Here is a 12,782-nt window from a genome sequence, read left to right on the forward strand (position 1 = left end):
GTATCAATCGAGGAGAACGCAATGAGGCGAACAACTACCAAACGGACGCTGGCTCTGACGGCCACCGCGCTGATGGGCCTGGGCCTGGCAGCATGTGGAGGCTCAGGTGACACCGGTACCCCCGACGCCGGTGAACTGACCAGCGGCCCCATCACCATCTGGTATTCCAACAACCAGCAGGAAGTCGCCTGGGGCGAGGACATGGTTGCAGCGTGGAATGAAGCGAATCCCGACCAAGAGATCACCGCGCAGGAGATTCCGGCGGGCACCAGTTCCGAGGAAGTAATTGCCGCAGCCATCACGGCAGGCAACGCTCCCTGCATCGTCATGAACACAGCACCCGTCGCCGTACCCCAGTTCCAGCAGATGGGCGGGCTGGTTCCGCTGGATACCTTCGAGGACGGCGTTGAGTACATCGAGTCCCGCAGCGGCGACGTGGCCGAGCAGTACAAGTCCGCCGATGGGCAGTATTACCAGCTTCCCTGGAAGTCCAATCCGGTAGTCCTCTACTACAACAAGGACATGTTCACCGAAGCCGGGCTGGATCCGGAGGACCCGCCGCTGGGCACCCAGGATGAGCTGCTGGAAACCTCCCGGACCCTCGTGGAGTCCGGCGCCGCTGAATACGCCATGTGGCCCTCACCCGCGGGTGAGTTCTTCCAGTCGTGGTTCGACTTCTACCCGTTCTACGCAGCAGCATCCGGCGGCACCCAGTTGGTCGAAGAGGGCGAAGCAACCTTCAATTCCGAGGAGGGCACGGCCGTCGCGGAGATGTGGCGCACCATGTATGAGGAAGGCCTCTCCTCCCAGGAGGCCTACACCGGTGACTCCTTCGTGGACAAGAAGGCCGCAATTGCCATCTCCGGTCCGTGGGCCATCCCCGTCTACGGTGACCAGGTCAACTGGGGCACGGCTCCTGTGCCGGGCCTTGAGGAAGGAACGGAGACATCCACCTTCTCCGACGCCAAGAACATGGCCATCTACTCCGCCTGCGACAACAAGCAGACCGCCTGGGAGGTCATGAAGTTCGCCACCAGCGAGGATCAGGACCGCGCCTTGCTGGAGGCCACCGGCCAGATGCCCATCCGACAGGACCTGACCGGTACTTACCCGGACTACTTCGAGGCCAATCCCGCCTACGTCGAGTTCGCGGACCAGGCAAGCAGGGCCGTCGAGGTGCCCAACGTCCCCAACTCGGTTGAGGTCTGGCAGACCTTCCGTGATGCGTGGGGCTCATCAGTGATCTTCGGCAACGAGTCCATCGAGGACGCCTTCAGCGGCGCTGCCGAAGAGATCAACACTCTGGTCTCAGAGTAAGAAGGTGTAGACGGTGACCACCGACTCCACCGTCGGCAAGCGGCGGGATCCGGGCCCCACCCCGGATCCCGCTCCCCGCCGGCGCTCAAAGCTACTGGGACGGCAGCCGCTTGGCCTGGCGTTCAGCGCACCGTATGTCATTTTCATCCTCGCGGTGCTCGCGTACCCACTCGGCTACGCCGTCTACATTTCATTCCACGATTTCTTCTTCACCGCTCCCGGCGTTGCGGTCGAGCGTCCGTTCGTTGGGTTGCAGAACTACATCCAGGTGCTCAGCGATCCCGACGTGGGCCGTTCCTTCCTCAACATCGGCGTCTTCCTCATCATCAACGTTCCGCTCACCGTGGCGTTGTCCCTGATACTGGCCAATGCGCTGAACAGGGTGACTCGGTTGAGGACCTTCTTCCGCGTCAGCTATTACGTGCCGTACGTAACGGCGAGTGTCGCCGTCGTCGGCGTCTGGCTTTTTCTCTTCTCACAGAACGGGCTGATCAACTCGCTCCTTGGGCCGCTGGCTCCGGATCCGTCCTGGTTGGTCAACTCCACGCTCGCCATGCCGACCGTCGCTCTGTATGTGACATGGAAGCAGCTGGGATTTTTCATCCTGCTTTACCTCGCAGCGCTGCAGAACATCCCGGAGGAGCTGTACGAGTCAGCGTCGGTGGACGGAGCGGGAAAGGTGCGCCAGTTCTGGAACATCACGGTTCCGGGTGTGCGGTCCGCCAGCGTCCTGGTGACGCTGCTGGCCACCATCACCGGCGCAAACCTGTTCACCGAGCCCTACCTGCTTACGGGCGGCGGAGGGCCGGACGGCGCATCGACGTCGCCTGTCTTCCTCATGTACCAGGAGGGAATCCTCCAGGGAAACCCGGACACGGCAGCGGCTCTCGGCGTCATCCTGGTGCTCGGCGTGCTTGTGATTGCGCTCATCCAACGACGCCTCGTCGGCGGGAAGGAAGACTGACATGGCCAAGGACTTCCAGCCCACCATGACCAAAACGACGACGACGACGACGCCCGGCTCGCCGGCGCCCCCACCGCGCATATCAGGGAGGAAAAAGGGGAAGGGCGGTCTCAAGCCGCTCAGTTTCATCCTGCTCGCAGTGGGCGCCTTCATCTTCCTGTTTCCCTTCTACTACATGCTGATCGGCTCACTGCAGACCGAGCCGGATACCTCGGTGGCCGGTGCCTTCCCGAACTTCGGCAACATCACCGGGCAGAACTACGTGCTGATCAACGAATCGATCAACCTGTTCCGTGGACTGATCAACTCCGGGATCTTCACCGGCGGCGTGATCCTGTGCACCGTGATCTTCGGAATACCCGTGGGCTACGCGCTGGCGCAGATGCACTTCCGCGGCCGGGGCATGGTGTTCGCGCTGATGCTCCTGGTTCAGATGGTGCCGTTCCAACTGCTGCTCATCCCGCTCTACGTGCTGATTGTCCGGGACTACGGACTCGCGGACTCGTACCTCGGAATGATCCTGCCGTTCGCCATCAACTCGACAGCGGTCTTCGTGTTCCGGCAGTACTTCCTGCAATTGCCCGCATCCCTATTCGAGGCGGCGCGGATCGACGGCGCCAGCGAAATGCGGATCCTTACGCAGATCGCCATCCCGTTGGTGCGGCCCGCGATCGTTACCGCGATCCTGCTGACCTTCATCGGACCCTGGAATGAATTCCTTTGGCCCTTCCTCGTGACGAAGGACGCTTCCTTCCAACCGCTCGCTGTGTCCCTGGCCAACTACATCTCCAACGTTGCGGCAACCGCCGCCAACCCGTTCGGCGCGATCCTTGCCGGTGCCTGCGTGCTGGCAGCTCCCGCCGTCGGACTGTTCATTCTCTTCCAACGCCAATTCATCTCGACCAATATCGGATCTAGCGCAAAGGGCTAAGGCTTATGACTCCCCAAACTTCTTCTCAGAGAACACTCCTACCGACCGTGCCCTACACTCTGACCCGCGCCGGCGTCATCATGACTCCGGAAGAGGGCAACGACTACGAAGCCGAAGGCGTACTCAACCCGGCCAGCGGACGCGGTCCCGACGGCGAGCTGTACCTCCTGCCCCGCCTCGTTGCCACGGGGAACGTCTCCCGCGTGGGACTCGCCAAGGTGGTTATCGAGAACGGGGTTCCCACCGGCGTCGAGCGCATGGGTGTTGTCCTCGGCCCCGACGAGGGCTGGGAACGCGGCACCAACAACGCCGGCACCGAGGACCCGCGCACCACCTGGGTGCCCTCACTCGGCAAGCACCTCATGACCTATGTCGCCTACGGACCCATGGGCCCACGGCTGGCGTTCGCCCACTCGGCGGACCTGCGGACCTGGGAGCGGCTCGGCCCGTGCTTCTTCGAGTACGAGGCCTCCCTCTCGATGGACCTCAACCTTTTCCCCAACAAGGACGCCGTGTTCTTCCCCGAACCGGTGAATGATCCCGACGGCGTCCCCTCCTACGCCATGCTTCACCGGCCCATGTGGGACCTCGGCTGGATCCGTGAGGGCGAGGGCGAGCACCTGCCCGCCGGCGTGACCGACAACCGCCCGGGCATCTGGATCTCCTACGTTCCTGTCGAGGAAGTTCAGCGGGACCTCCGCAACCTCGTGCACATGGGCAAGCACCGGCTCATCGCGCTCAGTGAGTTCGACTTCGAGGAACTCAAGATCGGCGGAGGGCCCGCACCCATCCGTGTCGAAGAGGGCTGGCTGCTCATCCACCACGGTGTGGCGGGGGCGCTGGAGAAGTCGGCGTTCGATCACCAGCAGAAGGTCCACTACACGGCCGCCGCAATGATCCTCGACGCCGATGACCCGTCCAAAGTTATCGCCCGAAGCAGCGAACCGCTCCTCGCACCGGAGACCGAGGACGAGAAGTCGGGCATCGTGCCCAACGTCGTCTTCCCGACCGCGATCGAGGAGATCGACGGGCAGTTGTTCGTGTTCTACGGCATGGCGGACTCAAAGATCGGCGTCGCCCGCCTCGACCGGACAGGTGATGCAGCATGAGCGTTGAGTTGTCAGGACACGCCGCTAATGGCCGCACTAAAGGGGTGTGTCCTGCCAAATCGATGGTGGTGGCAGGGGTGGCACTCGCGTTCGTCGGAACGTCGCTGGCACCGGCACAGGCGGCACCAGCGCCGAGCCTGGCGCCCGCCGTCGTCGTACCGGCTGCTGTGCCGACTGTAGTGAGTGCCGAGCAGCCGCTCACCAACCTTGAACACCTGAACTTCCTGCTGGAAGAGGTGGCAGTTCCTGAGATCGAAGGGCACAGCACCTACGGCGGCGAGGCGCCGGCGCTCGCACCGTGGACGTACGCGGACAGGAACGACGACGGCAGCTACGACCGCGTGGGCGGCGGCAGCCTTGATCCTGAGACCGGACACTGGAGCCAGGGAGCGTACAACGCGGACGACATCTCGCGTGCCGCCGTCGTCTATCTGCGGCACTGGCAGCAGACCGGCGACGAAACGAGCCGCGAACATGCCTTCCAGACGCTGCGCTCGCTGGCCTACCTGCAGACCACAACGGGTCCCAACGCCGGCAACGTGGTGCTGTGGCAGCAACCTGACGGGAAGCTGAACCCGAGCGCCACCCCCATCGAGCTGCCGGATCCCAGCGACTCAGCGGAATCGTACTGGCTGGCACGGACCGTGTGGGCGCTGGGGGAGGGGTACGCCGCATTTGAAGAGGCTGACCCCAAGTTCGCCCAGTTCCTGCAGGACCGGCTGCACCTTTCACTTGAAGCGATGAACAGGCAGTCGCTGGGCCGCTATGGCGAGTATGAAGTGGCGGACGGTGTGCGCGTGCCCGCCTGGCTCAACGCCTATGGCGCGGACTCCTCGGCGGAAGCTGTTCTTGGCCTCTCCGCTTACGTCGAATCGGAGCCCGCCGACGACGTCGCGCGCACCGCCCTGACCCGGCTCAGCGAGGGCATCGCCGAGATGTCCTCCGGAGACACCCGGGCCTGGCCGTTCGGTGCGATCCTGCCCTGGACGAAGTCCCGGACTTTCTGGCACGCGTGGGGCGGTATGGCACCCGCTGCGGTGGCTGAGGCGTCCTTGGTGCTCGGACGCGAGGACCTGGCCGACGCCGCGGTGAAGGATTCCGCGCGGTTCACCCCGCAGCAGTTGGCAGCGGGTGGTCCGGACAATGCCTGGACCCCTACGCCGTCCGAGAAGGTGCAGATCGCCTACGGCGTCGACTCGCGGCTGCAGAGCCTGGTGTCCACCGCCGAAGCGACCGGTGCCGAGGGGCTCTATGAGTTGGCGGCCGTCGTCGGTGGTTGGTATTTCGGTGCCAACCGCAGCGGTGAGCCCGCCTACAACCCGGTAACGGGCACAACGATCGACGGCATCCAGGCGGACGGGTCGGTGAACCTGAACTCCGGTGCGGAGTCAACCATTCACGCGTTGCTGTCGATGCTCGTACTGGACGCGAACCCGGAGCTGAAGGCCGAGGCGCTCGGCATCAACGAGACTGTTGCGACCGACGGGTTGACCGTCGTCGAGGCGGAAACCGGCCTGGTCAACGGCAGTGGAACTGTGGTGACGCCGTCGTCCGCCTGGACCGGTGAAGCCAACTGGTCGGGCGGCTCCTACGTGCAGCTCGACGACGGTGCCAGCCTCCGCGTGCAGGTGCCCGGCGTGGGCGCGGAGCGGAATGTCTATCCCATCGTGAACCGCGTCATCGAACCGTCCGGGGACACCGTGTGGTCGGCCAAGCGGAGCCTCGGAGTGACACCGAACGGTGGCGCAGGTGAGCAGGGCATCACCGATGCTCCCGGCCTGCTGCAGCCGTTCACGCTCAAGACGGCGCTGAAGCCGAAGGACGGCTTCGTCAAAGCGCAGGTCAGCGGCGCCGCCTCAATCGACGCGCTGCTGGTTCAACCGCTGGTCTCCTCGGTGACGGTCGACGGCTCGGCCGGCCAGTCAACCGTGTACGTGAGTGCGGCTGAAATGAAGCAGCAGTTCGCTGTGGAGGTGCCGGCGGGCGCAACCCTCGTGCAGCAGGCCTTCGATGCCAATGGCCAGGCGGTTGTGGTGCCTCAGTCCGAAGGGCTTTCCCGCGCGGGCAGGGTCATGGTGGTGCCGGGTGGGTTCACGGAAGTAACCTTCACCACGAGATAACCAGTGAATTGGCAGGACACGCCCCTTTTGAGAGTGCATAAGGGGCGTGTCCTGCCAACTCGACGGTGGGGGAGCAGCAATCCTTCGAAGCACCGGGTCCGAATTCCTCTCACCACAGGACGGGAAAGTATTAACGGACTCGCCGTGTGACGTTCATCCCAAGGTAGGAATGCCTCTGCTTTGATGAAGGTTAAATGAAGTGAAAGCTAGTCGAGCTCTATCGAGAAGGCGATCATGAACTTCCGGACGGCCGAGCACCCACGGCCGCAACATTTCATCCTGCACATGAGCGACACCCACCTGGTGGGTGGCCCGGAACCCCTTTACGGTTCGGTGGACAGCGAGGCGCGGCTACGCCAGATCTTCGCCGATCTGGAGGCGTCCGGATCCCGGCCGGAGGCGATCGTCTTCACTGGAGACCTCGCCGACAAGGGCGAGGCAGAGGCCTACGTGAAGCTGCGCAATATCGTCGAACCCGCTGCCCACAAGCTGGGCGCCGAGGTCATTTGGGCCATGGGCAACCACGACGACCGCGCCACCCTGCGCAGCGAACTGCTCAGCGAGCCCGCCGACACCGCCCCGCTTGACCGCAGCTATCTGATCAACGGACTGCGGATCATCACCCTGGACTCCACGGTGCCGGGCCACCACTACGGCGAGATCAGCCACGAGCAGCTCGTCTGGCTGGCCAACGAACTCCTCACCCCGGCTCCCTATGGCACCATCCTCGCCCTTCACCACCCCCCGGTTCCCTCCATTCAGGACCTTTCGGTCCTCGTGGAACTCCGCGACCAGAGCCGGCTTGCCGACATCGTGCGCGGCACGGACGTCCGCGCCATCCTGGCCGGGCACCTGCACTACTCAACCAACGCGCTGTTCGCGGGCATCCCGGTGTCGGTCGCGTCCGCCACCTGCTACACCCAGGACCTCACTTACGACGACGGCGGCACGCGCGGCCGCGACGGAGCTCAGGCTTACAACCTGGTCCACGTGTACGAGGACACGGTGGTGCACTCGGTAGTGCCTATCGGCACCCATACCGCGGTGGGCGAGACCGTTCCGCGCGAGGAGACCCGCAGGCGCCTGGAGGCAGCCGGAGTCCAGATCGCCGAGGCGACACCTGCCAGAACGCTCACCGGCGTGTGACCAGCCTCTGGTCTACTTCTCCCAGCTTCCGTTCTACTTTTCCCAGGGAGCCTTGACCGGGAAGTACTTCTCGAGGAAGTCAGTCACTGCGCGGGCGCGTTCTTCCGCCGGAATCTCGGGGAAGCTGCCGTCATTGAGGCAGAACAGGTCCATGTTGCGCTTGTCCAGCAGCTTGTGGAGCTTGCGCAGTCCGGAGCGCATGGTGGTGTCGATGTACTTCACCCTCGCTGATTCCTGCGTCACCGCACGGCCCGTCAGCAGCGCGTAGTAGTGGTACAGCGAGTTGGTGACCGAAATGTTGTCCTTCGCACGGAACTTCGAGGCGGCGGTGGCCGCAAACTCCTCCACGAACTCGTTCTCCATCTCCTCCATGACGCTCTTGCGCAGCGGCGCCGCGGTGTGCTCCAGATGCCGGGTGGTGATGCGGCCGAAGCGCTTGTGAAGGAGCCGTCGGTTCACGCGTGCCGCGTTCTCGAAGCCGCTGCGTTCGGCATCATTCTCACCCAGGCCGATGCGCGTGTCCGCCTGGATGAACTTGGTGACTCCTCCGGGGGAGAAGAACATGTCCGGCCCCACCGGGCGGCCAAAGAACATGTCGTCATTCGAGTAGAGAAAGTGCTCGGACAGATCCGGAATATGGTGCAGTTGACACTCGACGGCCTGCGAATTGTAGGTCGGCAGCACGGACGGATCCTTGAAGTGCTCCACGGAAGGGACCAGAGTGACCGACGGGTGGTCCGCGAGCCACTCGGGACGCGCTGAATCCGTGGCGATGAAGATGCGGCGGATCCACGGAGCGAACATGTAAACCGAGCGCAGCGCGTACTTCAGCTCATCGATCTGGCGATAGCGGGCCTCGTGGTCATCTCCCTCACCCACAACGACGTTCTTCATCCGGGCGGCGCGGGCCGCGAGGTACTCGGGCGAGCTGCCGTCGACCCAGGTGAAGACGAGGTCGATCTCGAAGTCGATGTCCGTAGCGTGGTCCGCGAACATGTTGTCGATGGTCGGCCAGACCAGGCCATGGCGGGTGACCGAGCCGCGCACCACTTCATTCGACGGCAGGGTGCGCCTAGTGAGTGAGTTCTCCATCGGGAGCTCGATGCCGTCCCCGTCCAGGGACCACAGCTCGATCTGCACACCGGCCGAGGGCCCGAACGTCAGCCCGCCGATCGGCTCGATGCGGGGACGGAACAACCGGAAGATTCGCGCCTTCTCGCTGGGGGAGAGGGCGCCGTCCGCTACCAGCAGGGTGGTACGCCGCTTGGTGTCCACTGTGCGCGAGTAGAACGGTTCGTTACGGCAGGCCTCGACGAGCACCGCCCGCAGCCGTTCGCGGTGCTTCAGGTCGACGGCGACGACGGGTCGCTCATCATTGCCGCGCACCAGCAGATATTCGATGCCGGTGCGCTCGAGCGCCTCGCGGATGAACAACAGGTCCTCCACCATTGCCTGGTGCGGCGTTGTATCCGTGTTGATGAGCGCGAACCGTCGCTTGACCGTGGTGATGTCATCGCGGTCGTTCAGCCTGGCAACGGCGGCGCTGGAGGCGGACTCGAGCAGCTCGGTGTCGTTCTCGACCTCGGGGGCGCCAAAGTACACATCATGCTGGGCGGCGGTGTCTGTAATGGGATCCTCCAACGGTTTCAACAGTGGGTTCAACAACGGTTCAACATGCGCGCGTTCGCCGGTGCATCAGCAGATTGCTTGCACGGCTGCTGCTCCAATGATAAGCCTGCCTACAAGAAGCCCGGCCAGCTCCAGGCATTCCACACCGGAGGGCGTGCAACGGAAGGACACTATGGCGGACAAAAGCTTTATGGGCCTGTTGAGTCGGCAGATCGGAAACGAGTTCGCGGCCTCGCAGCAGTATCTGGCCACGGCTGTGTGGTTCGACGGCCAGGATCTGCCGCGCCTCGCGGCCCACTTCTACAGGCAGTCGCTGGAAGAGCGGAACCACGCTCTGATGATGGTTCAGTACATGCTCGATCGTGGTCACGACGTGCAGATTCCCGGCGTTGATCCGGTGCGGAATGACTTCACGTCCGTCGTCGAGCCGATTGCCCTGGCGCTGTCGCAGGAGAAGCAGGTCACCGCCGATATCGAGGCGATGTTTGCCCAGGCCCGGGCGCAGACCGACGCGCTCGGAGAGCAGTTCATGCTCTGGTTCCTCAAGGAGCAGGTGGAGGAGGTCGCATCCATGTCCACGCTCCTGGCCATCGTGGAACGCGCAGATAACCTGTTTGACGTCGAGAACTTCCTGGCGCGCGAAACCGTCGGTGATTCCGGCCACGATCCCAACATGCCGCCCACGGCAGGCGGCGCACTGTGACGCTGGAACCGTTCCCGACCGACTGGCAGCGTGCGCTGGTACTGATGGCGCACCCGGATGACCCTGAGTACGGCACCTCCGCTGCGGTGGCCGAATGGATCGCACAGGGCAAGGAGGTCCGCTACGTGCTGGCAACGCGCGGTGAAGCCGGGATCGCCGGTCTTCCGCCGCAAGAGAGCGGCCCGCTGCGCGAGGGTGAACAGCGCGCGGCATGCGACCGGGTCGGCGTCGACGTGCTGGAATTCCTCGATTACCCGGACGGCCGCCTGACCGAGTCGCTCGACCTTCGCCGCAACCTGGCGGCAGCAATCCGCACACACCGGCCCGACGGCATCGTCACCCTCAATCACGGTGACACCTGGGGTCCGGGAAGGTGGAACTCCGAGGATCATCGGGCACTCGGCCGGTCAGTACTCAATGCGGTCGCTGACGCCGCCAACGAATGGATCTTCCCCGACCTTGGAGGCCCGCGCCATCAGGTCACGTGGACGGCGATCCTGAGCATGAATCCGACGCACGCCATGCAGGTCAGCGAGGAGAGCGTCGAAAAGGCGATTCTGTCCCTCGCGGCGCACTCGCGATACCTGCAGGCCCTGGACAGCAGGCCGGTGGAGGAGCAGGCAACCGAACAGGTCCGCTGGGCCACCAGCCGGAACTCCGGTGACGATGGCAGGTCTGCGGTCGGGTTCGAGCTGTACGGGCTCTAGACCTGCGCCGCTTCCACCGCGTAGAACCGCCGCGGGTCCTGCAGCAGCGCCGGATACTCGAAGTCGCTGCGCCTCAGCCAGCCCGTCAGGGAGATGGGGCGCCGCGCGGTGGCCGGCGCACCGTCGTCGTTGTCTTCCTGGTCAATCGTCAAGGGGCCCAGCGTGCCCCGCTGCAGCCGCGCACCACCCTCCATCACGACGGCGGCGGCATCACCTTCGCGCGCGAGCTCAGTGAAAGCGGCGTACTGACGGGACCACTTGGGCACAGCCCGCCCGGCCGGCGGGTGACCGGGAAGGAGGAGCGCGTCGCCGTCCACGGTGTCGAGCGGACCGTGCCAGATCCAGAGGCGCTCGCCGATCGGCTCGACCGGTATGAGTTCCAGTTCCGGCTCCGGCCAGGAGTACGGCAGCTCCTCCGGCGCGCCCGGGAAGCGCTCACGGTAGAACTCGGGCGCCTTCTGGATGAGGTTGGACTGGTGGCTGACGTGGATTACCGGCTTGCCCAGCCACGGCGGCATTGCGGGTTCCGGCCCGGTGCCGGCTTCGAATGCTGCGGCGGAATCAGGGGCGAACTCGCTGATCAGCGGCGCAGTGCTGTCCGCGTGCCCGCGCGAAACCCATTCGCGGACCATCGCCAGGCCGTACACGGTGAGTGCCGGCACGTAACCCATCCACATCCGCGTGACCGGGTGGCTGCGCCAGCCGTAGTCAGGTAGAACCAGGGCGCGCAGGATCTGCAGGGTCTCGACCCGCTGCTTGCCGAGCCGAGCCTGGTCCAGCACCGCGGCGCTGGCTGCGAAGTCGGGATAGGGCAGGAACGTCTGCATGCGGCCAGTGTGCCACATTCACTCAGCCTGCTGACTGATGCCTGGGGCGCATCAGCGGGCCCCGCGTCCCACTCAGCGCACCGGGGTGAAGCCCCTGCGATTGACCGGTACCCGGCGCTGAACCTCGATCGCCTCTGCGTAGTAGGACATGAGCTGCTCACACAACACTGGCCAGGTGCGGCCCTGCACCGCGGAATACGCCGCACGCCCGAAAGCCCGGCGTTTCGTGTCATCCCCAAGGAGGTCCATCACGCCGGCGTGGAGCTGGTCCAGCTCACCCGGCGGGTACAGCCACCCGGTCCGGGAGGAATCAACCAGGTCCAGCGGACCGCCGCGGGCTACCGCAACCACCGGAACTCCCGACGCCATAGCCTCCTGAATGGTCTGGCAGAACGTCTCCGATTCGCCCGGATGCACAAAGAGGTCGAACGACGCCATCATCCGCGCGAGTGCATCCCCGGACTCGAATCCCGCGAAATGCGCGCCGGGAAGCTTCTGTTGGAGGGACTCCTTCGCCGGTCCGGACCCCACGATCACCAGTTTGGTCGCCGGGACAGCGTCGAGACCCGCGAGGTCCTCAACCTGCTTCTCGGCGGCGAGGCGACCGACGTAGCCGATAATCCTGGAACCGGCTGGCGCCACGGAATGCCGCCAGCCGCCGTCGCGCTTCGCGGGGTGGAAGCGAGCTGTATCGACGCCGCGGCGCCACAGCCGCAGCCTGGGAATACCGCGGAAGTCCAGCTGATTCAGCGCGAACGACGACGGCGCAAGCGTGAGCGTCGACGCGTGATGGATGTTCTCGACCCGCTGCCACAGCAGGTTCTCGGCCCAGGGAACGCCGTACCGGGCAGCGTAGGCGGGAATTTCGGTCTGGTAGACGGAAACGGTGGGGAGACCGAGCTGCTCGGCGGCCTGAACCGCGCGCCACCCCAGCACAAAGGGCGAGGCCACGTGGACCACGTCCGGTGCAAAGGCGGCGAGGATCCGCCGCACCCTGGAGACCGTCCCTGCGGCCAGCCGCACGTTGGCGTATCCGGTGAGTGGCACCGACGGCAACGTGACCACCGGATAGCCCTCCACTGAGGCCGGCGCCTCTGAATTGACCCAGGACGGCCTGTCCAACCACGACGACGACGGCGCGATCACCACTGCATCGTCACCCCGGCTTCGAAGGTGGGCGAGCACCTTCAGCAGCGAGTGGGTCACCCCGTTCATGTGCGGAAGGAACGACTCGGCGACCACTGCGACTCTCACGCCACCGATACTGGCAGCGCGTTCTGAGCACCCGGCGAGCGGGAGGTTGCGCCTGCATGAACTCTGCCTCAGTAG

11 protein-coding genes are annotated in these 12,782 nt (G+C 64.8%); 8 read left to right on the forward strand and 3 right to left on the reverse strand.

What is annotated here, in order from left to right:
- Nucleotides 1–21 precede the first annotated feature (21 nt).
- From JOD47_RS12665 to JOD47_RS12690, 6 genes are all read left to right on the forward strand, one after another.
- Nucleotides 22–1,317, forward strand: coding sequence for an extracellular solute-binding protein (locus JOD47_RS12665; protein WP_204534757.1), 1,296 nt, complete (start codon nucleotides 22–24; stop codon nucleotides 1,315–1,317).
- Between the two features lie 13 nt (nucleotides 1,318–1,330).
- Nucleotides 1,331–2,281 carry a carbohydrate ABC transporter permease gene (locus JOD47_RS12670; protein WP_204534759.1) on the forward strand — a complete coding sequence of 317 codons (951 nt, stop codon included), beginning with the start codon at nucleotides 1,331–1,333 and terminating at the stop codon, nucleotides 2,279–2,281.
- A gap of 175 nt (nucleotides 2,282–2,456) precedes the next feature.
- Nucleotides 2,457–3,212 carry a carbohydrate ABC transporter permease gene (locus JOD47_RS12675; RefSeq protein ID WP_372432848.1) on the forward strand — a complete coding sequence of 252 codons (756 nt, stop codon included), beginning with the start codon at nucleotides 2,457–2,459 and terminating at the stop codon, nucleotides 3,210–3,212.
- A 5-nt stretch (nucleotides 3,213–3,217) separates the two neighbouring features.
- Entirely contained in the window at nucleotides 3,218–4,321 is a 1,104-nt protein-coding gene (locus JOD47_RS12680) for a glycoside hydrolase family 130 protein (RefSeq protein WP_204534761.1), read from the forward strand.
- A complete protein-coding gene (locus JOD47_RS12685; RefSeq protein WP_204534763.1) occupies nucleotides 4,318–6,441 on the forward strand; it encodes a hypothetical protein in 2,124 nt (707 codons plus the stop codon). The genes JOD47_RS12680 and JOD47_RS12685 overlap by 4 nt, the downstream gene beginning before the upstream one ends.
- 234 nt (nucleotides 6,442–6,675) lie before the next feature.
- Nucleotides 6,676–7,587, forward strand: a complete 912-nt coding sequence (locus JOD47_RS12690; protein WP_239548099.1) for a phosphodiesterase — start codon at nucleotides 6,676–6,678, stop codon at nucleotides 7,585–7,587.
- A 33-nt stretch (nucleotides 7,588–7,620) separates the two neighbouring features.
- Here the strand turns inward: JOD47_RS12690 and JOD47_RS12695 are convergent, their stop codons facing one another.
- On the reverse strand, nucleotides 7,621–9,036 hold the full coding sequence (locus JOD47_RS12695; RefSeq protein ID WP_372432849.1) for a stealth family protein: 1,416 nt from the start codon (nucleotides 9,034–9,036) through the stop codon (nucleotides 7,621–7,623).
- A gap of 352 nt (nucleotides 9,037–9,388) precedes the next feature.
- Here JOD47_RS12695 and JOD47_RS12700 point away from each other — a divergent pair, with 352 nt between their 5' ends.
- Both JOD47_RS12700 and JOD47_RS12705 read left to right on the forward strand, forming a co-directional pair.
- Complete coding sequence (locus tag JOD47_RS12700; protein WP_204534767.1) at nucleotides 9,389–9,919, forward strand: ferritin; 531 nt, start codon at nucleotides 9,389–9,391, stop codon at nucleotides 9,917–9,919.
- Nucleotides 9,916–10,626 (forward strand): PIG-L deacetylase family protein, encoded by a 711-nt coding sequence (locus JOD47_RS12705; RefSeq protein ID WP_307836276.1) that lies wholly within the window; start codon nucleotides 9,916–9,918, stop codon nucleotides 10,624–10,626. The genes JOD47_RS12700 and JOD47_RS12705 overlap by 4 nt, the downstream gene beginning before the upstream one ends.
- On the opposite strand, the gene JOD47_RS12710 is transcribed toward JOD47_RS12705, so the two are convergent.
- The gene (locus JOD47_RS12710) at nucleotides 10,623–11,453 is read right to left on the reverse strand and encodes an MSMEG_6728 family protein (RefSeq protein WP_204534769.1); all 831 of its coding nucleotides are present in this window, start codon (nucleotides 11,451–11,453) and stop codon (nucleotides 10,623–10,625) included. The genes JOD47_RS12705 and JOD47_RS12710 overlap by 4 nt on opposite strands.
- Nucleotides 11,454–11,525: 72 nt before the next feature.
- Entirely contained in the window at nucleotides 11,526–12,707 is a 1,182-nt protein-coding gene (locus tag JOD47_RS12715) for a glycosyltransferase family 4 protein (protein WP_204534771.1), read from the reverse strand.
- Between the last annotated feature and the right edge of the window lie 75 nt (nucleotides 12,708–12,782).

Source organism: Arthrobacter tumbae (genome assembly GCF_016907495.1).
GTDB lineage: Bacteria > Actinomycetota > Actinomycetes > Actinomycetales > Micrococcaceae > Arthrobacter_D > Arthrobacter_D tumbae.